General features: G+C 31.4%; 20 protein-coding genes, 1 tRNA gene and 2 pseudogenes. 10 read left to right on the top strand and 13 right to left on the bottom strand.

Translation table 11 applies throughout. From position 1 onward, the window contains the following. Positions 1 to 21 precede the first annotated feature (21 nt). Complete coding sequence (locus AC0L3M_RS05545) at positions 22 to 765, top strand: hypothetical protein (protein ID WP_473432133.1); 744 nt, start codon at positions 22 to 24, stop codon at positions 763 to 765. Positions 766 to 898: 133 nt separating this feature from the next. Here AC0L3M_RS05545 and AC0L3M_RS05540 read toward each other — a convergent pair. Next, positions 899 to 983: transfer RNA gene (locus AC0L3M_RS05540), tRNA-Ser, on the bottom strand. Positions 984 to 1,189: 206 nt separating this feature from the next. On the opposite strand from AC0L3M_RS05540, the gene AC0L3M_RS05535 reads away from it, so the two are divergent. From AC0L3M_RS05535 to AC0L3M_RS05515, 5 genes and pseudogenes are all read left to right on the top strand, one after another. Next, on the top strand, positions 1,190 to 1,822 hold the full coding sequence (locus AC0L3M_RS05535; RefSeq protein WP_473432132.1) for an NAD(P)H-dependent oxidoreductase: 633 nt from the start codon (positions 1,190 to 1,192) through the stop codon (positions 1,820 to 1,822). A gap of 67 nt (positions 1,823 to 1,889) precedes the next feature. Beyond that, a complete protein-coding gene (locus tag AC0L3M_RS05530; protein ID WP_292944669.1) occupies positions 1,890 to 2,357 on the top strand; it encodes a thioredoxin family protein in 468 nt (155 codons plus the stop codon). Positions 2,358 to 2,464: 107 nt separating this feature from the next. Beyond that, positions 2,465 to 3,657 (top strand): annotated as a pseudogene (locus AC0L3M_RS05525) (DegT/DnrJ/EryC1/StrS family aminotransferase). 40 nt (positions 3,658 to 3,697) lie between these two features. Beyond that, positions 3,698 to 4,081 (top strand): hypothetical protein, encoded by a 384-nt coding sequence (locus tag AC0L3M_RS05520; protein WP_473432131.1) that lies wholly within the window; start codon positions 3,698 to 3,700, stop codon positions 4,079 to 4,081. 59 nt (positions 4,082 to 4,140) lie between these two features. After that, positions 4,141 to 7,437, top strand: a complete 3,297-nt coding sequence (locus AC0L3M_RS05515) for a DUF3857 domain-containing protein (protein WP_473432130.1) — start codon at positions 4,141 to 4,143, stop codon at positions 7,435 to 7,437. Positions 7,438 to 7,508: 71 nt separating this feature from the next. On the opposite strand, the gene ribB is transcribed toward AC0L3M_RS05515, so the two are convergent. From ribB to tpx, 6 genes are read right to left on the bottom strand one after another with little or no spacing between them, the layout of a single operon-like run. Continuing rightward, positions 7,509 to 8,663, bottom strand: a complete 1,155-nt coding sequence (gene ribB / locus AC0L3M_RS05510; protein WP_473432129.1) for a 3,4-dihydroxy-2-butanone-4-phosphate synthase — start codon at positions 8,661 to 8,663, stop codon at positions 7,509 to 7,511. Positions 8,664 to 8,713: 50 nt separating this feature from the next. After that, positions 8,714 to 10,822: an LptF/LptG family permease gene (locus AC0L3M_RS05505; protein ID WP_473432128.1), complete on the bottom strand. Its 2,109-nt coding sequence runs from the start codon at positions 10,820 to 10,822 to the stop codon at positions 8,714 to 8,716. A gap of 60 nt (positions 10,823 to 10,882) precedes the next feature. Next, positions 10,883 to 11,518, bottom strand: a complete 636-nt coding sequence (lolA1, locus tag AC0L3M_RS05500; protein WP_473432127.1) for an outer membrane lipoprotein periplasmic chaperone LolA1 — start codon at positions 11,516 to 11,518, stop codon at positions 10,883 to 10,885. Between the two features lie 12 nt (positions 11,519 to 11,530). Then, positions 11,531 to 13,954 carry a DNA translocase FtsK gene (locus AC0L3M_RS05495; protein ID WP_292944686.1) on the bottom strand — a complete coding sequence of 808 codons (2,424 nt, stop codon included), beginning with the start codon at positions 13,952 to 13,954 and terminating at the stop codon, positions 11,531 to 11,533. Between the two features lie 60 nt (positions 13,955 to 14,014). Continuing rightward, entirely contained in the window at positions 14,015 to 14,383 is a 369-nt protein-coding gene (locus tag AC0L3M_RS05490; protein ID WP_473432126.1) for a diacylglycerol kinase, read from the bottom strand. Continuing rightward, positions 14,376 to 14,882 carry a thiol peroxidase gene (gene tpx / locus AC0L3M_RS05485; protein ID WP_292944692.1) on the bottom strand — a complete coding sequence of 169 codons (507 nt, stop codon included), beginning with the start codon at positions 14,880 to 14,882 and terminating at the stop codon, positions 14,376 to 14,378. Before tpx ends, AC0L3M_RS05490 begins: the two co-directional genes overlap by 8 nt. Before the next feature lie 214 nt (positions 14,883 to 15,096). On the opposite strand from tpx, the gene katG reads away from it, so the two are divergent. Together katG and AC0L3M_RS05475 are read left to right on the top strand one after the other, a co-directional pair. Further along, complete coding sequence (katG, locus tag AC0L3M_RS05480) at positions 15,097 to 17,328, top strand: catalase/peroxidase HPI (RefSeq protein ID WP_473432125.1); 2,232 nt, start codon at positions 15,097 to 15,099, stop codon at positions 17,326 to 17,328. Between the two features lie 174 nt (positions 17,329 to 17,502). Further along, positions 17,503 to 17,973, top strand: coding sequence for an ankyrin repeat domain-containing protein (locus tag AC0L3M_RS05475; RefSeq protein ID WP_473432124.1), 471 nt, complete (start codon positions 17,503 to 17,505; stop codon positions 17,971 to 17,973). Positions 17,974 to 18,008: 35 nt separating this feature from the next. Here the strand turns inward: AC0L3M_RS05475 and AC0L3M_RS05470 are convergent, their stop codons facing one another. Next, positions 18,009 to 18,914 (bottom strand): LysR family transcriptional regulator, encoded by a 906-nt coding sequence (locus tag AC0L3M_RS05470; protein ID WP_473432123.1) that lies wholly within the window; start codon positions 18,912 to 18,914, stop codon positions 18,009 to 18,011. Between the two features lie 86 nt (positions 18,915 to 19,000). On the opposite strand from AC0L3M_RS05470, the gene AC0L3M_RS05465 reads away from it, so the two are divergent. After that, positions 19,001 to 19,588 (top strand): NAD(P)H-dependent oxidoreductase, encoded by a 588-nt coding sequence (locus AC0L3M_RS05465; protein ID WP_473432122.1) that lies wholly within the window; start codon positions 19,001 to 19,003, stop codon positions 19,586 to 19,588. Between the two features lie 231 nt (positions 19,589 to 19,819). After that, entirely contained in the window at positions 19,820 to 19,966 is a 147-nt protein-coding gene (locus AC0L3M_RS05460) for a hypothetical protein (protein WP_473432121.1), read from the top strand. A 63-nt stretch (positions 19,967 to 20,029) separates the two neighbouring features. Here AC0L3M_RS05460 and AC0L3M_RS05455 read toward each other — a convergent pair whose 3' ends face one another. The 5 genes and pseudogenes from AC0L3M_RS05455 to AC0L3M_RS05435 all read right to left on the bottom strand — a co-directional run bounded on the left by AC0L3M_RS05455 (position 20,030) and on the right by AC0L3M_RS05435 (position 24,656). Continuing rightward, positions 20,030 to 21,532: an aldehyde dehydrogenase family protein gene (locus AC0L3M_RS05455; protein ID WP_473432120.1), complete on the bottom strand. Its 1,503-nt coding sequence runs from the start codon at positions 21,530 to 21,532 to the stop codon at positions 20,030 to 20,032. Positions 21,533 to 21,739: 207 nt separating this feature from the next. Further along, a pseudogene (locus AC0L3M_RS05450) lies at positions 21,740 to 22,572 on the bottom strand (helix-turn-helix domain-containing protein). 50 nt (positions 22,573 to 22,622) lie between these two features. Then, positions 22,623 to 22,754 carry a hypothetical protein gene (locus tag AC0L3M_RS05445; protein WP_473432119.1) on the bottom strand — a complete coding sequence of 44 codons (132 nt, stop codon included), beginning with the start codon at positions 22,752 to 22,754 and terminating at the stop codon, positions 22,623 to 22,625. Next, positions 22,712 to 24,100 (bottom strand): DUF4405 domain-containing protein, encoded by a 1,389-nt coding sequence (locus AC0L3M_RS05440; protein ID WP_473432118.1) that lies wholly within the window; start codon positions 24,098 to 24,100, stop codon positions 22,712 to 22,714. The genes AC0L3M_RS05445 and AC0L3M_RS05440 overlap by 43 nt, the downstream gene beginning before the upstream one ends. Positions 24,101 to 24,221: 121 nt before the next feature. Continuing rightward, entirely contained in the window at positions 24,222 to 24,656 is a 435-nt protein-coding gene (locus tag AC0L3M_RS05435; RefSeq protein WP_473432117.1) for a MarR family winged helix-turn-helix transcriptional regulator, read from the bottom strand.

Here is a 24,656-nt window from a genome sequence, read left to right as displayed (position 1 = left end):
TAATATCTAAAACAACTTATTATGGATGATCAAATGCATTTGGCAGCTCAGTATTTAGCTGCAGCTGGAATTAGTTTTCTTGAAAAGAAAGACGACGACAGTCACACAAATTTTGGATTTAGTATAACAGATAAGTGTTTATATACGCATTCACTTTCTATAAACGAAGATGTCTTAGGTTTAGATTACGACAACTTCGCATTAGTATGGAAGTCTAAAAAAGGTAAAACAAGTTTTAGTTTGGATGGTGTCTCGCATAGCACTATACTGAAGTGGCTTTCGAATATGTCTAAAAGCAATCTTAATAAGTTGTACACCTATAAGTTTCATTATACGTTGCCATATAATATAAACGCAAGTTACACTTTTAAATTGTCTAATTTAGATCGTCTAAAAACATTGACAGCTCAACGTGTAATGGCAGAAAAAGTTATTGAAAGTATAAAAGCAAATTATAAATTGGCAGCACCTTGCAGAGTATGGCCTCATCATTTTGATACTGGTATTTATGCTAAGATACCAGATACTAATTTAACCATTGGTTTAGGACTAGCGATTCCGGATAATGTATCTAAAACCCACTATTTTTATATCTCTGGATATAAAAATGATAAAATAATTAAACCTTATAATTTTAATGAATTAACAATAGGAGAGTGGAGAACAGAAGATTTTACTGGTGCAATTTTAGAATTGTTGGACGTAAAAATAAATGATGCTATATCATTTTTTAAAGAAGCTATTAAACAATTTAAATCAAAATAGGTGTAATAAATATATCAATAACCATAAGTAAATAAGGGTAAAAGGTTTTTAAAAAAATATAGATCTCTGTATAATTAATAAAATCAAAAGTTGATACAATAAAAAAAGCCTTACATAAAATGTAAGGCTTTTGCGGAGAATGAGGGATTCGAACCCCCGGAGGTGTGACCCTCAACAGTTTTCAAGACTGCCGCATTCGACCACTCTGCCAATTCTCCTTGAGTGTCTCATTGGATATCCTCCAATTGCGAGTGCAAATATAGATATGATTTTAGTTATTTTCAAATAAAAAATGCATTATTTTTTAAAAAGTTGTTTATCAATATGATAACAAGTAATTAAATCTTACATTATTTAAAAATCTATAGGGCTTTATGTGTTTTGCATGATTGATAAGCTTTATTTTTGCTTAAAAAAGGATATTATGGATATAATTGAAAAACTTAACTGGAGATATGCCACCAAAAGTTTTGATTCAAAAAAAATAATTGCACAAAGTGATATTAAAACTTTAACTGAAGCGTTTAATTTAACTGCAACATCTTACGGTCTTCAACCAATAAAGTTATTAGTTATAAAAGATAAAACTTTACAAAAGCAATTAGTGCCTTTATCATTTAATCAAAAACAGGTGCAAGAAGCTTCTCATTTATTTGTGTTTTGCATTGATTCAAAAATGGATACACCTTTTGTTTTAGATTATTTTAATAGAGTTAAAGAAATTAGAAACACTCCTAATGAGATTTTGGATCCATTTAAAAATTTTTTAGTTCAGGATTTTGATGCTAAAACTCAAATTGATAAAGAAACTTGGGCCACTAAACAAGCTTATTTAGCTTTAGGAAATTTAATGACGGTTTGTGCGTTATTAAATATAGATGCTTGTCCTATGGAAGGGTTTTCGACTAAAGATTATGATGCTATTTTAAATTTAGAAAAGTTAAATTTAAAATCTGTCCTTATTATGCCAATAGGATATAGGGCTGAAGATGATTTTATGTCTAAACTTAAAAAAGTTAGAAAACCTATTGAAGAAAGTGTAATTATTTGGAAATAGAATTTCGTGGCAAGATTATTGTTATTTCAGTAAAAAGAATATTTTTGTAAAGCCTAACACACACAATATGAAAAAATTAATATTTTTATTTGTCTTATGTATCTCTTTCGCTGTTTCTGCTCAAGAAGAAGACGAAGACATGTCAAACTTAAATTGGTTGACGGATTTAAATGAAGCAAAGACTGAGGCTATTTCATCTAAAAAACCAATATTAATTTACTTTACAGGTAGTGATTGGTGTGCACCTTGCAAGATGTTGAAAAAAGACTTTTTTAATACAGAAGCTTTTGAAGAAAAAGCAGAACAGTTTGTGTTAGTTATGATTGATATGCCAAGACGTACAGATATAATTTCTGAAGAACAACAAAAGAAAAACAATACTGTGGTTAGTAAATACAATACCAATGGAGGTTATCCAAATTTAGTAGCATTAAACGATCAATTAAATATTATAGGCGAATTATCTGGTTATACCTTTTTACGTGAAACAGACAGACATTTTGCTTTTATTGAATCTATTTTAGAAAACTACTAGTAATATAAATACCATCTATAAATTATTAAAGCGTCTAAATTAATTTTTAGACGTTTTTTTATTGCTTATTTTCTGTTAGATTTGGAATATTAACAAATATTATACAGATGCCAGGATTTGAAAGCTTTGGAGCTTTAGAGAGAAAAGAAGTAGAGGATGTTTTAGATAATGGTGTTTTGATGCGCTATGGTTTTGATGCCATGAGAAATGGACATTACAAAGCACAATCTTTAGAAAACGAAATTCAACATACATTAGAAGTTAATCATGCACAATTAGTTACCAATGGTACAGCTGCTGTATCTGTTGCGTTAGCGCTAGCTGGTATTGGAGCAGGAGATGAAGTTATTATGCCTTGCTTTACATTTGTAGCTAGTTTTGAAGCTATTATGATGTTAGGCGCAATCCCTGTTTTGGTAGATATTGACGATACGTTAACCCTTAACCCTGAAGCTGTATCTAAAGCAATTACCAGTAAGACTAAAGCTATAATGCCAGTACACATGTGTGGAAGCATGGCTAATTTAGATGCTTTGATGGCTATAGCTAAAGATCATAATCTTAAGCTAATCGAAGATGCTTGCCAAGCTATTGGAGGAACTTATAAAGGAAAATATCTTGGTACTTATGGTGACTTAGGATGTTTTAGTTTTGATTTTGTAAAAACGATAACTTGTGGAGAAGGTGGAGCAGTAGTTACTAACAATGCACAATATGCTAAAAACGCTGATTTGTTTACCGATCATGGTCACGATCATATTGGTAGTGATAGAGGAGCAGAATTACACCCATATTTAGGATATAACTTCAGAATATCAGAGCTTAATGCAGCTGTAGGATTGGCTCAAATAAGACGATTAAAGGATTTTATCGCTATTCAGAAAAAAACTACACAATATTAAGGGAAGCACTGTCTGTGTTTCCTGAGGTGACTTTTAGAACGGTTCCAGAAGGAGGAGAAGAAAGTTACGCGTTTTTAAACTTTTTCTTACCTAATTTAGATACTGCCAGAAAAGTAGCTTCTACTTTTAAAGAAAGTGGTGTTGATGCTTGTTTTCATTATTATGATAATAATTGGCATTATATTAGAAAATGGGAGCATTTAAAAGATATTAAAACCTTGTATCCAGTATCTAACGACGTTAAAAATGGTTTAGCGTACTTACAAACTAAAACATTTGATGCTTCAGATCATTTTATTGGTAGAAACATATCTTGTTTGATAAAGTTATCTTGGACAGAACAACAAGTCCGTGAGCGTGCTCAACTTATGGTAGACGCTATAAAACAATCACTATAATCTTTAATTTATTATCACAATCCCTTAAACCAACCACTAAATGAAAAAATTCGCTATACTATTTATTTTGCTAAGCTTTTATTCGGCTTTAGCCCAAGATAATTATGATCAATTTTGGCAAGAGTTATTAAGTAATAATCGTGTTTCTGCTACTGAAACATTAAAGAATGTTAATGACAATACTATTCAAAATCTTATTGTTAATGAAATGCTTAGGGTAGAGAATGGTCAATTTAGAACCAATAAAGAGTTTTTGCCTGCATTTTTAAATGATGCAGATTATCAGTATTACTTATATGCACTTTGGAATGAAAATTATTTATTTAATACGTATCTAGAAACTGGTTTTAATAGCAAAAATATAGGAGCAATTCGAAGCGTTGCCAAAAAAATCCCACTCATAGCACTATCAAAGATGCTATAATTTACCTAGAGTCTGTATTAGCAAGAGACAGTAAAGACTGGAAGACATATAATTCTAAAATGAACAATATACCATCGTTTAGACATTGGCAGTATTGTGGTGTTTTTGAAAACTTAAATAAAAGTGGTCTTGATCGTGTATATGGTCCAGAAACAAACGCTAATAGTGATGCGCCTTTTGATGCAGAAAGTAATGGTTTTGTTAATTGGTACACTGCAAAAAACCAAGAAGAGGCTTATCAGTTTTTTACAAATCACGAAGAGTATGGCTCTGGTGTTAATTATGCGCAAACATTTGTTACTGCATCACAAGACGAAACAGTAATTTTACGTATTGGAAGCGGATCTGCTTTTAAATTATGGTTAAATGATGTAGTAATCTTTGAAAACAAACAAGACGTTGTTACAGACCTAGATGCGTATCAAGTCAAAGTAACGTTTCCAAAAGGTAATAATAGGTTATTAATAAAAACCGCAGAGAGTGATTATGGTAGCTACTTTATAGTTAGTCCATTAAATTTAGATGGCTCACATAATACTAATCTAAAAGATACTGCAAGTTATGCTGACTATAATAAAAGTACTGTAAGTCAACTAAATGCAAAACCAATTACTAATAGTTTTGAAGCTTATTTTTTAAACAAACTTGATCAAAACCCAAATAACTTTTTTAATGCCTATTGTTTAGTAAAAACGTATTTAAGAAACTCTAAATATGAAGAAGCTAAAAAAGTATTACAACCATTTTTAGAGCAATATCCAAAAAGTAGTTTGTTAAGAAAATTAATGATTTCTGTGTATTCTTTAGAAGAAGATTATACTAGCATACAAGAAATTAATAAAAATATGGAACTGGATGACGACTCCTATTATCTGCCAGTTTTATTAAAAGTTATGTTGTTTGACGAGTTGACTAGAATGAGTCTTACTGAGTTAGAAGAATATCTGGAGAAACTTAAAAAAACTATTGATTTAGAAATCATGCACGAAACTGCAGATTTTATCTACAATGCACGTCAAGAAAATAAAGCTAAAGTCAAAAAAAACCTAGATAAGTTAATGAAGATGGCAGATGGTAATACTAAGTTAGTATTACGTTATGCACCTTTATATGCGTCATTGTTTGAAGAGGAAAATAAGACCATTAGTATATTAGAAGATTTAGAAAAAAGCACCTTTGACTTAGCTTTAGTTAGACAGCTAGTGTCTTATTACGATAGACGCAATCAAAAAGATAAAGTCATGGATATGTTAACCAATGAGATTGAATATTTAGGGACAGATAATTATTACTTAAGATCAATTATTAATAAATTACATCAATATCAAAAACATAAAGAATCTTTAAAATATATTGATCAAGGATTATCAAATTTTCCAGACTCGTTTGTTTTTCAAGAGTTAAAAGGGGATGCTTTACTTCAAATAGATAAACAAAAAGCAATTACTGCGTATCAAGCATCATTGGCTCACAATAGCAACGATAAATCCTTAAGAAAAAAATTAAAAGATTTAAATAACGAAAATAACGTTTTAAAAGATTTAGTAACAGAAGATGCTTACGGATTAATTACGGACACTAGAGGTAAGATTTTAACCAATAATTATGGGTTTAATATATTACATGATAATAGTACTGTAGAGTTGTATAGTGAAGGTGGTGGTAATTATAGATCTGTTTTTATCTACGAAATTACTTCAGACAATGGAGTAGAACGTTTTAAAGAATATGATTTAGGTTTAAGCGGAACATATAATATTAATAAATCAGAAATTGTTAAACAAGATAAAAGCATCGTACCAGCAGATAAAAGTGGATCTAGCTTAGTATTTAACGGATTGTCAATTGGTGATGTTATTTATTTAGATTACGAATATTCGTTTTCTAAGTCAGGTCGTTTTTACAAAACGTATTCTGACCGTTTTATGTTAGGTTCTTTTCATCCTACTGCCTCTTCTTCAGTTAAAGTAATTGCGCCAAAAGATTATAAATTAAATTATAAAAGTGTTAACGGTAATACACAACCTAAAATTACAACTAAAGGCGATTCTAAATTATACGAATGGACTATTTTAAATAATCCAGGATTACCACAAGGTGAAGACTATATGCCAAGCGATAGTGATGTTGCAGAGTATGTTCACTTTAGTACAATAGATAGTTGGAACGAAATTTCTATATGGTATTCTGACCTAGTTAGAAGTGTTATGGAGGTTAACGCGACTGTGCAAGATACATTTGACGCATTATTTCCGGAAGGTTACAAGCATTTATCAGAAGACCAACGTGCTAAAATTATCTACAATTATATACGTAATAATTTTACCTATAGTTATGTTAGTTTTAGACAAAGTGGATTTGTACCACAAAAACCATCTAAAACTATCAAAACTAATTTAGGAGATTGTAAAGACTTTTCTACTTTATATGTAACGTTGGCTAAAAAAGCCGAGTTAGACGCTAATTTAGTACTTGTTTTAACCTCAGATTACGGTTATAACAGTTTAGTATTGCCAAGTACAGATTTTAATCACTGTATTGCAAAAGTTAAAATTGATGGAAAAGATCAGTTTTTAGAATTAACAGATAAGTATTTACCGTATAAATCTTTACCAACATCATTAAGAGGTGCTACAGCTTTAGAGATTCCTTTGGATAGAAATGATACTAAAACGTATGATTTATTTAAATTAAATAATTTATCAAGAGAGCAAGCGGTCTCTAAAAACTTAGTTACATTAAATATCGATAATTCAAAAATTGGTATGGTAATAGACTCAGAATATAGTGGTCACGTTAATTCTTATTATTCTAGTGTATTTGCAGAGCCAAATGCAGAGGTTGTTAAAAAATCTGTTTACGAAGATTATGATAATAGATTATCAGATGACTTTACTTTAAATAGTGTGAATAATATAGAAAGACTTAATGATGACATGTTGATTAAGTATACTTCAGATATGACATTAAATAAAAAAATAAATAAAATAGGATCTACTAATGTGTTGCAATTACCAATGGTATCTAATCCTTATACCAATAGTATTGTTAGTTTAGAAAAACGTGAGCATGTAATTGATTATACATTATACGAAAACATGGATGTTTACCAAGTAGATTATATTGTTAATATCCAAGCCGATCAGTCTTTTACTGAAATTCCTGAGAATGTTAGTCTAACTTTTAAAGACCATTCCTATAGCATAAGTTATAGTAAGTTAAAGGCTAATCAATTAAAGGTTGAAATCAAATCAAAGCCTTCAATGAAACGTATTCAAGCTGCTGACTATCCAGAATTTAAGACCTATGTAAAAAATGTATTAGATGCACAAGACACTTTTATAGGTTATAAGTAGTAAAATAACATCCAAAAAAAGCTCCAATTAATAAATAATTGGAGCTTTTTTTATTGTAATAAAGTTATTAATTAATAACCTACGTATTCTATAATTTCTAAACCATAACCAATCATACCAACACGTTTTGTTTGCTGAGAGTTAGATATTAATTTTAGTTTATGAATATTTAAATCATGTAAAATTTGCGCTCCAATTCCAAAGTCTTTACTATCCATTGCAATAGCAGGAGCTTTAGCAACAGTGTTTGGCTTTTGCGCGCTTTTTAAAACAGACAAGCGTTGTAGTAAATTCATAGATTCTGCTTGTTGGTTTATAAATAATATAGCTCCACGACCTTCGTCATTAATTACACGGAACATATCATCTAATTTCTCGTCTGCGTTATTGGTTAACGTACCTAATATATCGTTATTTACTAAAGTAGAATTAACTCGTGTTAAAACGGTATCTTCACTAGTCCAATCGCCTTTAGTTAAAGCTATATGTACTTGGTTATTCGTCGTTTGTTGGTAAGCTCTTAATCTAAAACTACCAAATCTAGTTTCAATCTGAAAATCTTCTTTTTTAGCAATTAAAGAATCATGATCCATTCTATAGGCAATTAGGTCCTCAATAGATACTAGTTTTAAATCAAACTTTTTAGCAACTTCAATTAGTTGAGGTAAGCGAGCCATAGTACCATCTTCGTTCATGATTTCTACAATAACTCCAGCAGGTTGTAAGCCTGCTAATCTTGCAAAATCTATAGCAGCTTCCGTATGACCTGTTCGTCTTAAAACACCACCTTCTTTTGCCACTAAAGGAAAGATATGACCTGGTCGTGCTAAATCAAAAGGTTTAGTGTCAGGATTAGTTAATGATAGTACGGTTTTTGCTCTGTCACTTGCAGATATTCCTGTGGTAACACCATTTCCTTTTAAATCTACAGATACTGTAAAGGCAGTTTCCATATGATCGGTATTGTTAGTAACCATCATATGTAAATCTAACTCTTCACATCTATGTTCTGTTAAGGGTGTGCAAATTAATCCTCTACCATGAGTAGCCATAAAGTTGATCATCTCTGGCGTAACTAATTCTGCAGCAGCTAAAAAATCACCTTCATTTTCTCTGTCTTCATCATCGACTACGATAATAACTTTTCCTGCTTTTATATCTTGAATTGCTTCTTCTATTGTATTTAATTGAAAAGAAGTTTCTCGTTCTGTTTTTGTAGTAATCATAACATTTGTGTTGTACTGCAAAGATATTGCATATTTCTTAGTTAGTATAACTAAGTGTCTAGTTTTTGAGTTCTAAAGTAATGCGTGTAAGGGTAAAAAACAGCTCCTAAAGCGGTAACTAATGGGTTGTCTTTTACTACTATTATTTTAAGTAGTTTTCTGTATTCAACGCTTGCTTTTATATAATTAAAAAGAAACACTAAAAATGAAATTGCACTTATCTGAATACTAGCTTGTGAGAATACAGGAAGCTTGTTGTTTTTAAACACAAAAAACAAAATAAATAATACTAACGCGATTGTAAAAAATACGTAACTTAATTTAGATATTATTTTATAATTTTTAATATCACTAGCTTCCAAGGTAATTGGAGTAGTGGTTGCTATGTCTTCTGTTGTGCTATTTGGTAAGATATTATAATCTGTTCCAATAGTAAGTTTTTGAACTCTTAATATATATATTAATGGATAAATAACTATACCTATAATGGTTTGTATTACAGGTTCTTTTTTATCAGAAATTAGGTTGTGTAACTTATTAAAGCTTAAAGTTGATTTTATATAATTAAATAAAAATACAATAAATGAAACTAAACTAATCTGTATACCAGCTAAAGCTACAACTGGTAATTTGTTGTTTTTAAATACAAAGTATAAAATAAATAGAGCAACACTAATTATGTAAAAAGTAATACTAAGTGTTGATAATGTTTTATAGCTAGCTTTTTCAGTTTCTGGCAGATAGATTGTATCAGAGCTTAATGTATCAGCTGTAATTTTAGTTTTACCAAATTTAGCATTGTACCAATTTTTAATAGGAACTGTAATATGGTCAAATTCAAAAATACCTCTATCTTGAGTTGCGCGTTTAGTCAAAAATATACTTAAAGGCAACATGATTAACGTTGAAAACCAAGCAGAGAGTACAGGGTTTAGTTTTCCGTTTTTAGCACTGTTTTCGGCAAATAAACCTATAAAGTGATAACTTAAAAACAAGACTATAGCAATAACCATTGGTAATCCTAAACCTCCTTTACGTATTAAAGCACCTAATGGAGCTCCAACAAAAAACAGAATAATGCAGGCTATACCTAATGCAAATTTTTTGTGCAATTGTATACCATGTTTATAAATATTAGAGTTCTTTATTTGTAAAGCTGTGGTCTTAGATTTTAATATCTGTTGAGTACTCGATACGCTATTAACAGCATAATCTAATACTTGTATTTTACGTTTGGTATTAAAAATGTCTAAAATATCTCCACCATAAATACTATCTTTTATGGATTTGATGGTCAAATTTAAAGTTGGTAAATTAGTCCTATTATATATGGTGTTGGAAAACTCGCTAACCACGCCATTACGTTCTGTTTTAAGCGAGTCTATTGTGTAATTTAACTCTGATACGTTAAGCATCGTGTATTTGTTCTCAACATTTTTTTGGTCTAAATCAATATTATTTAATTCAGATAAATCTAGAGATAAAATATGTTTTTTAAATTCTGCTTTACTAAAAGGTTTTTTGTTTCGTTCTTCCGCTTTTCTAGGTGGTGTATCATCATAATAATATCCATCATACAAAACTAAATTAAGCACGTTTGAATCCTCTTGGCTTGCCAATTCTCCATGGTCTGCAACAATTGTGGTAAAGTTACCAGACATGCGACTAGAGCCTTTTTTATGTATTGTTATACCTTTAAGAAATTTACCATTTTTACCAGACTTTTCTTCAACCTTAATATTAAAAGCATCACCAATATCATTAAATTGACCTTCTGCTATAATCATAGCAGGTTTTACATTAGCAATGTTTCTTCTTAAATTAAAACTATTATATTCTGCCCACGGAATAACATTATTACTGAAAAAGAAGGTTAATACACCTAAGCCTACAATAAATAGACCTAATCCAGACATGGCACGTTGTAATGAAATCCCTGTAGACTTCATTGCAGCAAACTCATAGTTTTCAGCAAAATCACCAAAAACCATAATGGACGCTAACAAAATTGTAAGCGGTAAAATTAACGGAATAAGGGTAGGAGTGATATACATTAAAAACTTTAAGACGGTAACAATGTCTAAGTCTTTTCCTGCTAACTCTTTAATGTATAGCCATATAGCCTGTAAAACAAAAATCAGCATGAGTATTACAAACACGCTGATAAAGGTTTTAAGATATGTAGTTAATATGTACCTATCTAATATTTTCACTTAGAATTAATCCAGTTTATTGATGTAATAGTCCTTAAATTTATTTTTGTCAAAGGTAAATAAGGATTTTGATAAAGTCTCATTAGTTTTAAAAGAATTAACAGTCAAAGTTGTTTTTGTTCCGTTATTTCCAACTTCTATTAATCTGTAGATGTGTTTCGTCTTAGTATCAATACCTAACAAAACATATTTAATTTCGGAGTTAGAATCCATTGGTGTTAGTTTAATATATTGGATTTTTCTACCATTAACATCTTGTACAATATCCATTTTAAAAGTAAAACCTTCCTTGTAAAACGTTAACATTTTACTAGGTGTAATCGTGCTTTCATCTTGATCACTTCCTTTAGATACAGTAACCTCTTCATCTTCTGGACTTATGCTATAAATGTTTTGACCATCATAAATACGCGTAATACCTAAAATATTTAAACGGTATTTATCACCTTGCATAACAACGTCACCTTTGGTTTCTTGTTTTATGTTTTCTTCAGTATTTTCTAAAACGTATTTAAAAGCAATAGAAATATTGTTGTAACTTTTAGCTTTGTTTGAAACTTCGTTTAGAAGCGTATTTGCTTGGTCATCCTGTGCAAAAATGCTACTTGTAGCTAATAAAAATAATACTAATAATTTTTTCATTTTAAGTGTAATTTATTTTTTTTCGTTTTCTAATAGTTGATCAAGAGCTACTAAATCTACAACTAAAACCTGTCTTGCTTTACTACCTTCAAATCCGCCTACAATTCCTGCTGCTTCTAATTGGTCAATTAAACGACCTGCACGATTGTAACCTAATTTTAATTTGCGTTGTAATAAAGAAGCAGACCCTTGTTGAGCTGTCACAATAATTTCGGCAGCATCTTTAAATAAAACATCTCTTTCAGATATATCTATATCAAGACTTGTGCCACTTTCTTCACCAACATACTCTGGTAATAAATAAGCATCTGGATAAGCCTTTTGATTACCAATAAAATCTACAATTTTTTCAACTTCTGGAGTGTCAACAAAAGCACATTGGATACGTATCATATCATTACCCTGTGTATATAACATGTCTCCACGTCCAATTAATTGATCCGCTCCACCTGCATCTAATATGGTTCTAGAATCTATTTTACTAGATACTCTAAAAGCAATACGTGCTGGGAAGTTAGCTTTAATTATACCTGTAATAACGTTTACAGATGGACGTTGAGTTGCAATAATTAAGTGAATCCCAATTGCACGAGCTAATTGTGCTAAACGTGCAACAGGTGTTTCTACCTCTTTTCCTGCGGTCATAATTAAATCTGCAAACTCATCGACTACTAAGACAATATAAGGTAAGTAAGCATGACCTTCGTTTGGATTTAATTTACGCGCTTTAAACTTGGTGTTATATTCAACAATGTTACGACATAGTGCGTTTTTAAGCATTTCGTAACGATTATCCATTTCTATACACAGCGAGTTTAATGTGTGTATCACTTTGGTATTGTCTGTTATAATAGCTTCAGCCTCATCCGGAAGTTTTGCTAAATAGTGTCGTTCTATCTTATTAAATAAGGTTAACTCTACCTTTTTTGGATCGACTAAAACAAACTTGACTTCAGCAGGATGCTTTTTGTATAATAACGATGTTAGTACTGCATTTAAACCTACCGATTTACCTTGACCTGTTGCTCCAGCCATTAGTAAGTGTGGCATTTTAGCTAAGTCAATGACTAAAGTTTCATTACTAATTGTTTTACCAATTGCTATTGGCAAATGCATTTCGGTTTTCTGAAATTTTTGAGATGCAATTACAGAGCGCATGGAAACGATGGTTGCATTTTTATTAGGCACTTCAATACCTATGGTTCCTTTTCCAGGAATTGGTGCAATAATACGTATACCTAAAGCAGACAGTGATAAAGCAATGTCATCTTCTAAATTTTTGATTTTTGAAATTCTGATTCCAGCTTCCGGAACAATTTCATATAACGTGACTGTTGGTCCAATGGTAGCTTTAATACTAGCAATTCCAATTTTGTAGTTATTTAAAGTGTCAACAATTCGGTTTTTATTTTCTTCTAATTCTTCTTGGTTTATGGTAACACCTTCGTTATCATACTTTTTAAGTAAGTCTAAAGGCGGAAATTGATATTTACCCAATTCTAAAGTAGGATCAAACTGCCCAAAGTCTTCTACTAACTTATTGGCAAGATTATCAGTTTCTGATATTTCTTCTGTAACGGATTCTACCTCAATTTCTACTTGAGGTTCTTCTATTTCAATCTCAGGCGTTGTTATTTCTGTTTTTATTTCTTTTGAAGACACCTCAGGCTTGCTAACTTCTTGCGTTAGTTCTATATTATTTGTGGTTTCTATTTTTGAATGGTTTGAAATTGTAGGTTCTACTTTTTTATCCACTTCAAAAGCAGACTTCATAGCTTCAGCTTCGTCTGAATACGAATTATCCACAGGAACAAAATCATCTTTAAAATCGTCCTTAATATTCTTTCTAGCATTTTTAAAGATAGCTGCTATGCGTTGTGGTGTAAATTTAAAACGAATGGCTAAATAGCTAATAAAAGCAAAAGCTAATAATAATATAGTACCAATTTTACCAATATAATCTTGGAAAAAGCTATTAATTTCAAACCCAATAGTTCCGCTTAATACATCATTTTTATGAGCAAAAAAGCCAAATAAAACTGAAAACCAAATAACAACTAAAATGCCCCAAAACCAATGTTTACGTAATTTAGTTTTGTTTAGGTCAGTAAGCACGTAGACTCCTGATAAAAAGGTAAGACCAGAAAATATAAAAGCTGCTATACCAAAACCACGTTGGATAAATAGATCGCTAATCCAAGCACCTAATTTACTTAACCAATTTTGGGTTTCTACCTCTCTAGAAGAAAATTCGGTTAAGGCACTTTGGTCAATTTTACCTGTAAATAAATAGGATAAAAAGGATATAAAAAACAAGACACCTAAAATTATTAAAAAGCTACCCAAGACTAGTTTTTGTTGACTAGTTAGGGTTAAGTCAGGTTTTTTAAAACCGACTTTCTTTTTTGTTTTAGTTTGTTTTTTTGCTTTCGCCATTTTTGGGTTTAATTTGCGTAAAAATACAAATAGTTAACGTTTATCCTAATGGATAATTGTTTAAAATAGCTTTGGGATATAAATAATCAAACCAATGATTGTAGCAGCTATGGATGCAATAAAAACAGCACCTGCAGCAATGTCTTTAATAAAACCAATTTTTTCGTGATGTCCTGGATGTATAAAATCTGCAATTGCCTCAATAGCAGTATTTACACCTTCTACACTCATGACCAAGCCTATTGCAAAGCATTGCATAATCCACTCGGTAGAGGTGATGTTTAAAACAAAACCAGCGATAGTAACAATAATAGCAATACAAAATTGTATTTGTATACTGGCTTCTGTTTTTAAAAGTAAGAGCATGCCTTTAAAGGCATACCCAACACTTTTTAAACGATTAATTATAAATGGTTCTTTTTTACTCATCTAATAATGCGTAAAGTGACGCTTTATAATTAGGCTCGTCAGCCACTTCTTGTACTTGTTCCGTATATTGTACAATTCCATTTTCATCTAAAACCACAACACATCTAGAGTGTAACCCTTCAAAAGGACCAGATGCAAATTCTAAACCGTAATCTTTACCAAATTGTCCCGTTTTAAAATCAGATAACATCATAACGTTATCAATACCTTCTGCACCACAAAAACGTGCTTGAGCAAATGGTAAATCTCTAGAGATACAAAGTACTTTAGTATTATCCATCTCTGCAGCTTCTTTATTAAATGATCTTACAGAAGTTGCGCATGTACCAGTATCTACACTCGGAAAAATGTTTAAAACCACTTTATGACCTTCAAAGTCCGATAATTTTTGAGTCGATAAGTCGCTAAGTGTTAAAGTAAAATCTGGAGCTTTTTCTCCGATTTTTGGTAATTGTCCTATAGTTTCAACAGGAGTGCCTCCTAATGTTATTTTAGCCATTTTTATTGATTTTATTGTTAAGCAAGTAAAAATAAGTAATAATGAGGTGTCATTATCAATGTTAGCAAAATATTATCAAATAATTTTAAACTATCGAATTTTATATAGTCGATAAACAAAACCTATTCTAAAATAGTAACAATCAATTTTTTTAATAGTAAATTTATAAGGTATATATCTAATTTTATCTCAAATTAAATCTAAAATAAATACTATGGAAAATAATCCTCATTCAAGTCATCAGCCAAATGGTAAAAACTTTGATATTAATGAAAGTTCAACAAATTGCCCTTTTTTAAGTGGAACAGTTAAACATACTTCTGGTGGTGGAGTAAAAAATAGAGATTGGTGGCCAAACGAATTAAAACTAAATATTTTACGTCAAAATGCTTCTAAATCTAACCCAATGGGAGACGATTTTGATTATGCCGAAGCTTTTAAAAGTTTAGATTATGAGGCCTTAAAAGCAGAACTTACAGCTTTTATGACAGACTCTCAAGACTGGTGGCCTGCAGATTATGGACATTACGGAGGATTAATGATACGTATGGCTTGGCATAGTGCAGGAACGTACAGAGTTGGTGATGGTCGTGGAGGAGCAGGCGCTGGAAACCAACGTTTTGCACCAATTAATAGTTGGCCAGATAATGGTAACTTAGATAAAGCTCGTTTATTATTATGGCCTATCAAACAAAAATATGGAAATAAAATTTCTTGGGCAGATTTAATGATTTTAGCTGGTAACTGCGCCTTAGAGTCTATGGGTTTTCCAACATTTGGTTTTGCAGGAGGTAGAGCGGATGTTTGGGAGCCTGAACAAGATATATATTGGGGAAGTGAAACAGAATGGGGAGCAAATGAAGATAGATATAAAGAAGGCGATCTAGAAGATCCTTTAGCAGCTGTAATGATGGGTTGGATTTATGTTAACCCAGAAGGTCCAAACGGAGTTCCAGATCCAATGGGTTCGGCACATGATGTGAGAGAAACCTTTGGTAGAATGGCAATGAATGATGAAGAGACTGTAGCTTTAGTTGCTGGTGGTCATACTTTTGGTAAAGCGCATGGAGCTGCAGATCCAAATAAATATGTTGGTAAAGAGCCTCATGGTGCATCAATCGAAGAAATGAGTACTGGTTGGAAAAATAGTTTTGGTACAGGTGTTTTAGACGATACTATTACTAGTGGTATTGAAGGTGCATGGACACCAAATCCAACACGTTGGGATGCAGATTATTTTGATGTATTATTAAATTACGATTGGGAATTAACTAAAAGTCCAGCTGGTGCACACCAATGGAAACCAACAGCAGAGTCTAATGCCAAACGCGCTCCAAAAGCAGGTGACGCTAACGGAAGACAAGATTTAATGATGACGACTGCAGATATTGCTTTAAAAGTAGATCCTAAATATTTAGAAATTTCTAAACGTTTTCATGCAGACCATAAAGCATTTGAAGACGCATTTGCACGTGCTTGGTATAAATTAACACATCGTGATTTAGGACCAACGTCTAGATACTTAGGACCAGAAGTGCCTAAAGAAGAATTATTATGGCAAGATCCAATTCCAACAGTGGATTATACATTAAGTGATGCTGATATCGCTAACTTAAAAGTTATGATTATCGATTCTGGTTTAACAGTTTCACAATTAGTAACAACCGCTTGGGCTTCAGCTTCAACATTTAGAGGATCAGATAATCGTGGTGGTGCTAATGGAGCACGTATTGCTTTAGAGCCACAACGTAGCTGGGAAGTAAATAATCCAACCGAATTAAATAAAGTCCTTGATGTACTAGAAGGTATTAAAACTAAATTTGAAGGCACTGTTTCTTTAGCAGATTTAATAGTGCTTGCTGGAAATGTTGGAGTAGAAAAAGCGTTAAAAAATGCAGGATACAATCAGGAAGTAGACTTTTTACAAGGTAGAGGAGATGCTACACAAGAGCAAACAGATATCGAGCAGTTTGGGTATTTAGAGCCTTTAGCAGATGGTTTTAGAAACTACATTAAAGGAAATTTAAAAATTGCTGCAGAAGATTTACTAATTGATAAAGCTAATTTACTAACGCTTTCTGTGCCAGAATTAACTGTTTTAGTTGGTGGTTTACGTGTGTTAGGTGCTAATTACGATGGCTCTAATAATGGTGTGTTTACAGATAATGTTGGTAGTTTAACTAACGATTTTTTCAAAAACATTTTAGACTTTACATACACTTGGAAAGCAACGTCTTCAGACGATAGATTTTTTGAAGGTAGTAACCGTAATACAGGTGAAGTTAAGTTTAAAGGAACTAGAGCCGATTTAATCTTTGGTTCTAATACAGAGTTAAGAGCAATAGCAGAAGTTTATGGTGCAAATGATGGTCAAGATCGTTTTGTAAAAGACTTCGTTGCAGCTTGGACTAAAGTGATGAATTTAGATCGTTTTGACGTGAAATAAAAGACGATGATATATAATATAAAGGAATGGATTTATGTAAAGTCCATTCCTTTTTTATTGATTATTAATAATTTAAATGAAGTTTTTTTAAGTTGAAACCTAAGGTTTTATATTTTGAATCACGTTAAGAATATAGATTCAAACAGCTTTTAATAACAGTAAAAATGAAACAAAATGAATACAGATAAAGTTTTTGAAAGCATAAAAAATAATGATACTGCTACCTTAAATGTATTATTAAATGAAAACCCAAAATTAGCCGAAGCAAAAGACCAACGTGGATTTACACCATTAATCTTAGCAACCTATTTTGATAACGAAGCTGCAACCAAAGTTTTAGTACAACATAATGCGCCTATTAACGCTAAAGATGCGTCTGGGAATACTGCTTTAATTGGTGTTAGTTTTAAAGGAAACGTCGCTTTTGCGAAGTTTTTAATTGAAAATGGAGCCGATTTAAATGAAGTTAATAACAACGGAACAACAGCATTAACCTTTGCTACACAATATAATAAAGTAGAGATTGTAAAATTGTTATTAGAACAAAAAGCAGATACTACCATTAAAGATAACGAAGGTAAAACAGCTTTAGATTATGCAAAAGCTAAGGATTTTAGTGAGATTGTTGCGCTTATAAGTAAATAGAAAAATATAAAAAGCACCGAAAATAAAGAAACAGCTTATTGCTGCATTTTCGATTTAAAAATATCTTGAAGTATTTCTAATTCTTTTTTATGTTTTAAATCCGTTCTAGAAGCAAAGTATAAAGTGTTTTCGGTGTTTACTTTACCATCCCAAATACGTTTAATAGATTTTGTTTTTACAGCTTCGTTACATAAAAAATCAGGTACTAAAGCTAATCCACTTTCATTAGCTAGACATCTAATAATAGAAGTAATGTTGGGTAAAATGTAATTGGGTTTAAAGGCAGGTTTTTTATTGAAATTCTCAAACCAAAAGCGTCTAAAGTGTTCCATTTCATTAGATGAGCTATACCACATGTGTTTTAGTAACTCTGCTTCTAATGCCTTGAATTCTTTAGTGTTTATAAGTAATTCAATAGTAGTAGTGTCTGTTTTATTTCCAGCAATAAGCACAATGCGTTCTTTGGAAAAGGCTGTATATTCTACCAACGATTTTTTTTCATTCTGCACCTTAGGAGTGATAACCAAATCTAAAATACCATTATTTAAATCTTTAATTAAATTAGTGTGATCGCCAAACCTAGCGACCAAATCAAATTCTAATTTAGCAATTTCAGGTTCCACAATAAGCTGAAACATTTCTGAGCACATTCCAATATTTAAGGATGGATTTTTGTCTTGCGTTGTTCTTTTAAAATGCTGTTCTGCAGTTTCTAGAGTTTTAATAGATTCAATAATATACTCATATAAAAATTTACCTTCTTCTGTAGGAATCATTTTTCTTGACGTACGTTCAAAAAGTTTTTTACCTACATAGGCTTCTAACGCGTTCAAATGTACACTGACACCTGGTTGCGATGCGTATAAAGCAACAGAGGCTTTAGTAAGTGTTCCATTTTCATAGATTTCCTTAAAGGTTCTGTACCATTCTAAATTCACCATAGTATTAAAATATTAATACAAATGTATGATTTATATTATTTTTATAATGATAAATAGTGTTTTAATTTTGCTGAAAACAAATACACATGAAACATATATTTATTATTAATGGAGGTCATCCTTTCGCACATTCCGGAGGAAAATTTAACCAAACCTTATATCAAAATACGATATCTCATTTTCAAGCTTTGGATGATTTTGAAGTGAAGCACACACAAGTTGGAGATGACTATGATCCAGCAGCAGAAGTAGAAAAATTTAAATGGGCAGATATTATTATTTATCACACACCAATTTGGTGGTTTCAAATTCCGTTTGGTTTTAAAAAATATATAGATGAAGTCTTTACAGAAGGTCACCAAAACGGAATTTATAGTAGTGATGGAAGAAGTCGGTCTAATCCAGAGATTAATTATGGGACAGGTGGATTAATGCATGGGAAACAGTATATTTTAACCACAAGTTGGAACGCTCCAAAAGCTGCTTTTACAAAAGAAAACGAATTTTTTGATCAGAAAAGTGTCGACGAAGGTGCTATGTTTGGTTTTCATAAAATGAATGCCTTTACAGGAATGACTTGTTTAGCAACCCATCATTTTCATGATATGGAAAAAAATGCAGATGTCCCATTGGAGTTGGAACATTATAATGCTTTTTTGAAATCAATAGTATAGAAATTAATAGCAAAGTTTTAAAACAAATAACCTCAGAATATTCTGAGGGTTTTTGCATGTCGTCTACTTGTATTAGTAGAGAGGCTATTTTAAAAAAATAACTATAGATTTAAACAGCGCAACGGTTTACAGAGTTTTAAATCGGTTTTGTGACGATGGTGTTTTGTATAAAGTAGTTGCCGAAGATGGAAAACAGTATTTTGCTATTTGTCTAAATTGTGAAGAAAAACAATGGAAGAACAGCATTTTCATTTTAAATGCACAAGTTGTAATACTATTGAGTGTCTTCCTGTTGCAGTAAATTTTACAGTGCCAAATGGTTATAAAGTAGAAGGGATTAATTGCACTGTAACTGGAGTTTGTAAGGCTTGTGCCTAGTTTGTAAAACAATAAAACCCCAGACAAGTCTGAGGTTTTATAAAATTTATAGTTGTTTCTTAATTAAAAGAAGCCCATTGGTTTCTTGTCGTAAGAGATTAGCATGTTTTTTACAACACGGTAATGATCTAATGCCATTTTATGGTTTTCACGACCAAATCCAGATTCTTTAACACCACCAAAAGGAGCGTGAGCAGGATACGTATTGTATTGGTTTACCCAAACTCTACCTGCTTGTATTGCACGTGGTACTTGGTATAATTCGTGAGCATCACGAGACCAAACACCAGCACCTAATCCATAAGGTGTGTCGTTTGCAATAGCAATCGCTTCTTCTGTAGTTTTAAACGTTGTTAAGGCTACAACAGGTCCAAAAATTTCTTCTTGGAAGACTCTCATTTTGTTATCTCCTTTTAAAACGGTTGGTTGTACGTAGTAACCATCGGCTAATTCACCTTCATAGTTACCAGCTTCACCACCAGCTAATACAGCAGCACCTTCTTCAATACCAATTTTAATATAGTTTAATATCTTTTCGTATTGTGCTTTAGATACCTGAGAACCAATCATCGTTTCTGGATCTAATGGGTTTCCTGGTTTTACTAATTTTAAACGTTCTTGCATTTTTTCAACAAAACGATCTGCAATATCTTCGTGCACTAATATACGAGAAGGAGATGTACAAATTTCACCTTGGTTTAAGGCAAACATTAAAGCGCCTTCAACTGCTTTACTAAAGAATTCATCGTCTTGATCTGCTACAGATGGAAAGAAAATGTTTGGTGATTTACCACCTAATTCCATAGTTACAGGAATAATGTTTTCGGCTGCATTATGTAATACTGTACGTCCAGTTTCTGTAGATCCTGTGAATGATAATTTAGCAATTCTGTTTGATGTTGCTAATGCTGCACCAGCTTCTTTACCAAAACCAGTAACAATGTTTAATACACCTGCTGGTAAAATATCACCAATTAATTCCATTAATGCCATAACACTTGTAGGTGTTTGTTCTGCTGGTTTTACAACCGCTGTACAACCTGCTGCTAAAGCCGGAGCAATTTTCCAGGCTAACATTAACATTGGAAAGTTCCAAGGAATAATTTCACCAACTACACCAACTGCTTCGTGTAATACAATACTAACCGTATCTTTATCGTGTTCAGAAATACTACCTTCATCTGCACGAATTACACCTGCAAAATAACGGAAGTGATCGATACAGTAAGGAATATCTGCAGCGCGAGCTTCACGAATTGGCTTACCATTATCAATAGTTTCTAAGGTTGCTAAATACTCTAAGTTATCTTCCATAACCTGAGCAATTTTTAATAACGCATTACTACGTTCTGTTGCCGACGTGTTACTCCAAGCAGGAAATGCCTCGTGTGCTGCATCTAAAGCAAGATCGATATCTTCTTGTGTTGATCGTGCTGCTTGTGTAAATACTTTACCATCTACAGGAGATCTGTTTTCAAAATATTGCCCTTTTACTGGGTCTACAAATTTTCCTCCAATAAAGTTTCCATATCTTTCTTTAAATTCGGGTTTTGTTACATTTGCCATAATTATAAGTTTTTTTAATGTGAATATATGCTTTGTGACAAGCATTTTAATTATGGTACAAAGATAGAATGGAGGAGAGGCTTTGTATTTATTGATACGGTTCAATAACTTATGAAAACAGTCCAAATAGTAAAAATCAGTGTTAATTAAATCTTAATTAATTATTAAAACATTGATTTTCAGTAATTTAAAATAAAATAGAAATATTTAGATTTCGGTTGGACTAATTCCGAATTTGTTTTTAAACGCCACACTAAAGTTAGATAGGTTGTTATAACCGACGTCTAAATAGATATCAGACGCTTTTAAATCGCCTCCTTGTAGTAACTCTTTTGCTTTTTGTAAACGCTTATCTTTTAACCATTTTCCTGGAGCTTCTTTATATTCTGCAGTAAAATGTCTTTTAAATGTAGACAAACTCATGTTGCATAAAAAAGCAATTTCCTCTAATTTTAAATTCGAATGCACGTGATCTTCTACTATATTTTTAAAAGGTGATACTTCTTTAGAGATTAAAGCATGTAAGTAATGCTCAAACTCACTACCATATTTGTCTAGTAAGTACAATAGTATTTCGTCAAATTTAAGCGCTAATATTGCATCGCAATATGGAGAATCTTCAAAAGTTATAGAAGACAACGAACTTATAAAAGACGCAATATAATCATCATTTTCAATAACAAAATATGGCACTTTTTCTTGGTAAGGCTTAACGTTTTTGGTGTATTTGCTTAAAAAATCGGTTAGTTTTTTTCTGAAAAAAAGAAGAGTTTACAATAGTAAATCGCTTCGGTATCTAACAATTCTGTCCAAAGCCAATTTCCTTTTTTTAGTAATAAAGATTGCTCGCTATTAACAGCTTTTGATGTGTTTGCAAAATGAACTTGCTTTTTACCAACTTGCAGGAAGCTAAACATATTCATGCTCAAATTCACTTTACTTTTAACCACATCGCTAGTCATTTTAAAATCGTACACAAAAATGTCTTTGCTTTTACTAGGATTGTCAAAGTAAATTTCTGGAATGTTTTCTATTGCCATTTTCTAGTTAATTTGAGATTACAAAGGTAGTAAGCTATTTTTTAGGTCTGTTATTCCAATCCCGTTTTCTCAGGATTCCAAAACGGTTTAGTTTTTATTTGTTTGCTGTCCCAATGTAATTCTTTTCTGAAATAATGATTTAAAGCAACGCAAACTCTGCTATCTCCTGCAATATATACCATTTTTTTCCTTTAAGATTTGGTAGTTGTTCTTTTACTTTTTCTAAAATACTATCGATAGCATTTTCGTCTAATTCATAAAATTTAAAAGGTTTAGTACCATCAACATCTTCAAATAAATCGCTTAGTGTATTATTATAGATAATGCTTTCCACAGGTTTATTTTCTAAACTTCTATTTATAATATATAAATGCGATAAAGCACATAAATCTCCAATCATTAAATAACTATCAGCAGAAGTATCTAACGTAAAAGTTCCTTTTTTTGTTTTGTAATAAACCGTATCTCCAACATTACAATTTTTTACCCATTGTGCTCCAATACCATTGCTATCCGTAGCTATAGCTAGACTAATTGTATTGGTATCTTTATTAATATCCCAAATGGAATAGCTTCTAACCATATCTTTTTTTGAATTGGTGTTTGTGCCAATACCAATACCTAATCGTATAAAATAACCAGCCATAAAATCCATAGTTTTTATCGCATCGCTTGTAATATCTATTTTATAAACGCTATCTGTTAGCCTTGTTTTGGATGTAATCTGGCCTTTATCCATTATTTTTTTCATGATGGTTTCTAATAATGCCATAATTTTATTTTTTAATTTCTTTTTAATTTTAATTACCAGTCCTGTTAGTAGCGCAGGAATGCTTAGGAATACAATAACTTTTACCAATGGTAATACATAAATTAACCAGGATTGTATTGGTTTTTTAGCATTTTCAGTGGTGTTTTTAGCAGCATTTAATGTGATTTGCTGTGCCCAATTAGAGTATTCAATCCACCAAATTCCTAAAGACAAGATTATACTTAAAGCTAGTAAAAGCAATAATGCCTTACGCTGCTCTTTAACTACAGTTGCGATTTGTTTTAAGTAGTGTAAATCTGCTATTAACTTTAGTTTTTTTATGGATTGGACAATCCACTTCCAATGTAATGCTAAATGAATACCTAAAAAAGCAATAAATAAAGTAGCCGATAAATTATGGGTTGCTGTCCAAAAGGCATTGGTTTTAAAATGAATACCAAAAACAGGTAATGCAGCTTCTGAAATTACAATTCCGGAAACCGTTACTACTAACATTAAAAGATATAAAAGCCAATTAAAAACATAATCAAACTTAGTTTTCTGAATTTTATTTTTAATTAGTTTTTTAGAATGGTTTGTAATCCAATTCCAGTTAACTAATAAGTGTAAAAAGAAAGGTAACAGAATAACAAAACTTAACCATTCGTGTATTGGGATACCTGTACTTTGCGGTATCAATACTAAAACCATAAGGATAAAAAATAACAGGTCTAGAATGACACGTAATTTTGCTGAATTTTTGTTTGACTTTTTCAATATTTTTTTGGTTTTATAATTAAAAAATAGATGGCAGAAAGCAAGTATTCTCTAAAGTTTTATTTTGTGTCATTTTTACGTATTGCAAAGTGTTGATTAATCAACAATTATTATAATTTTTTTATTCTATGTGATTTAATAATTTATTTAATAAATTGTTTAGCGTTTTGGCTTCCGTTTCTGTAAAGCAACTTAATGCTTCCGTAACTGTTTCTTTAGAGGCTTCTTTAAAAACTTGTACTACATGCTCGCCATCTTTGGTTAATGCAATAGTATTAGATCTTGCATCTACACCAGATTTTCTAATCACCAATTGTTTGTTTTCTAAATTATCCAACATACGTTTTGTAGCAGCTCTATCTTTATGTTGCAATTTGGCAATTTGGCTTTGGTTCATGTCACCTTCGTTAGAAATTAAAACCAATAATAGCCATTGTTCTGGAGTGGTATTTAAATCTAAAGTATTAAAACGACCTTGCAGTTTTTGTTTTAATATTCGTGATATGGTCGTGGTTAAATACCCAACCGAATCTGTAAATATATATTTTTTAGACAT

It is taken from the genome of Olleya sp. KJ81-1 (genome assembly GCF_055808135.1).
Note: the sequence above shows the minus strand (reverse complement) of the source record. Positions and strands in the feature narration are given on the sequence as shown.

Coding starts and splice junctions, on each gene's coding strand:
- AC0L3M_RS05460 (WP_473432121.1), top strand. CDS start 19,820: ATGGAAGAACAGCATTTTCATTTTAAATGCACAAGTTGTAATACTATT.
- lolA1 (WP_473432127.1), bottom strand. CDS start 11,518: ATGAAAAAATTATTAGTATTATTTTTATTAGCTACAAGTAGCATTTTT.
- AC0L3M_RS05545 (WP_473432133.1), top strand. CDS start 22: ATGGATGATCAAATGCATTTGGCAGCTCAGTATTTAGCTGCAGCTGGA.
- AC0L3M_RS05515 (WP_473432130.1), top strand. CDS start 4,141: ATGAACAATATACCATCGTTTAGACATTGGCAGTATTGTGGTGTTTTT.
- AC0L3M_RS05535 (WP_473432132.1), top strand. CDS start 1,190: ATGGATATAATTGAAAAACTTAACTGGAGATATGCCACCAAAAGTTTT.
- ribB (WP_473432129.1), bottom strand. CDS start 8,663: ATGATTACTACAAAAACAGAACGAGAAACTTCTTTTCAATTAAATACA.
- AC0L3M_RS05495 (WP_292944686.1), bottom strand. CDS start 13,954: ATGGCGAAAGCAAAAAAACAAACTAAAACAAAAAAGAAAGTCGGTTTT.
- AC0L3M_RS05455 (WP_473432120.1), bottom strand. CDS start 21,532: ATGGCAAATGTAACAAAACCCGAATTTAAAGAAAGATATGGAAACTTT.
- AC0L3M_RS05465 (WP_473432122.1), top strand. CDS start 19,001: ATGAAACATATATTTATTATTAATGGAGGTCATCCTTTCGCACATTCC.
- AC0L3M_RS05475 (WP_473432124.1), top strand. CDS start 17,503: ATGAATACAGATAAAGTTTTTGAAAGCATAAAAAATAATGATACTGCT.
- AC0L3M_RS05470 (WP_473432123.1), bottom strand. CDS start 18,914: ATGGTGAATTTAGAATGGTACAGAACCTTTAAGGAAATCTATGAAAAT.
- AC0L3M_RS05520 (WP_473432131.1), top strand. CDS start 3,698: ATGAAAAAATTCGCTATACTATTTATTTTGCTAAGCTTTTATTCGGCT.
- AC0L3M_RS05435 (WP_473432117.1), bottom strand. CDS start 24,656: ATGTCTAAAAAATATATATTTACAGATTCGGTTGGGTATTTAACCACG.
- katG (WP_473432125.1), top strand. CDS start 15,097: ATGGAAAATAATCCTCATTCAAGTCATCAGCCAAATGGTAAAAACTTT.
- tpx (WP_292944692.1), bottom strand. CDS start 14,882: ATGGCTAAAATAACATTAGGAGGCACTCCTGTTGAAACTATAGGACAA.
- AC0L3M_RS05490 (WP_473432126.1), bottom strand. CDS start 14,383: ATGAGTAAAAAAGAACCATTTATAATTAATCGTTTAAAAAGTGTTGGG.
- AC0L3M_RS05530 (WP_292944669.1), top strand. CDS start 1,890: ATGAAAAAATTAATATTTTTATTTGTCTTATGTATCTCTTTCGCTGTT.
- AC0L3M_RS05445 (WP_473432119.1), bottom strand. CDS start 22,754: ATGGTATATATTGCAGGAGATAGCAGAGTTTGCGTTGCTTTAAATCAT.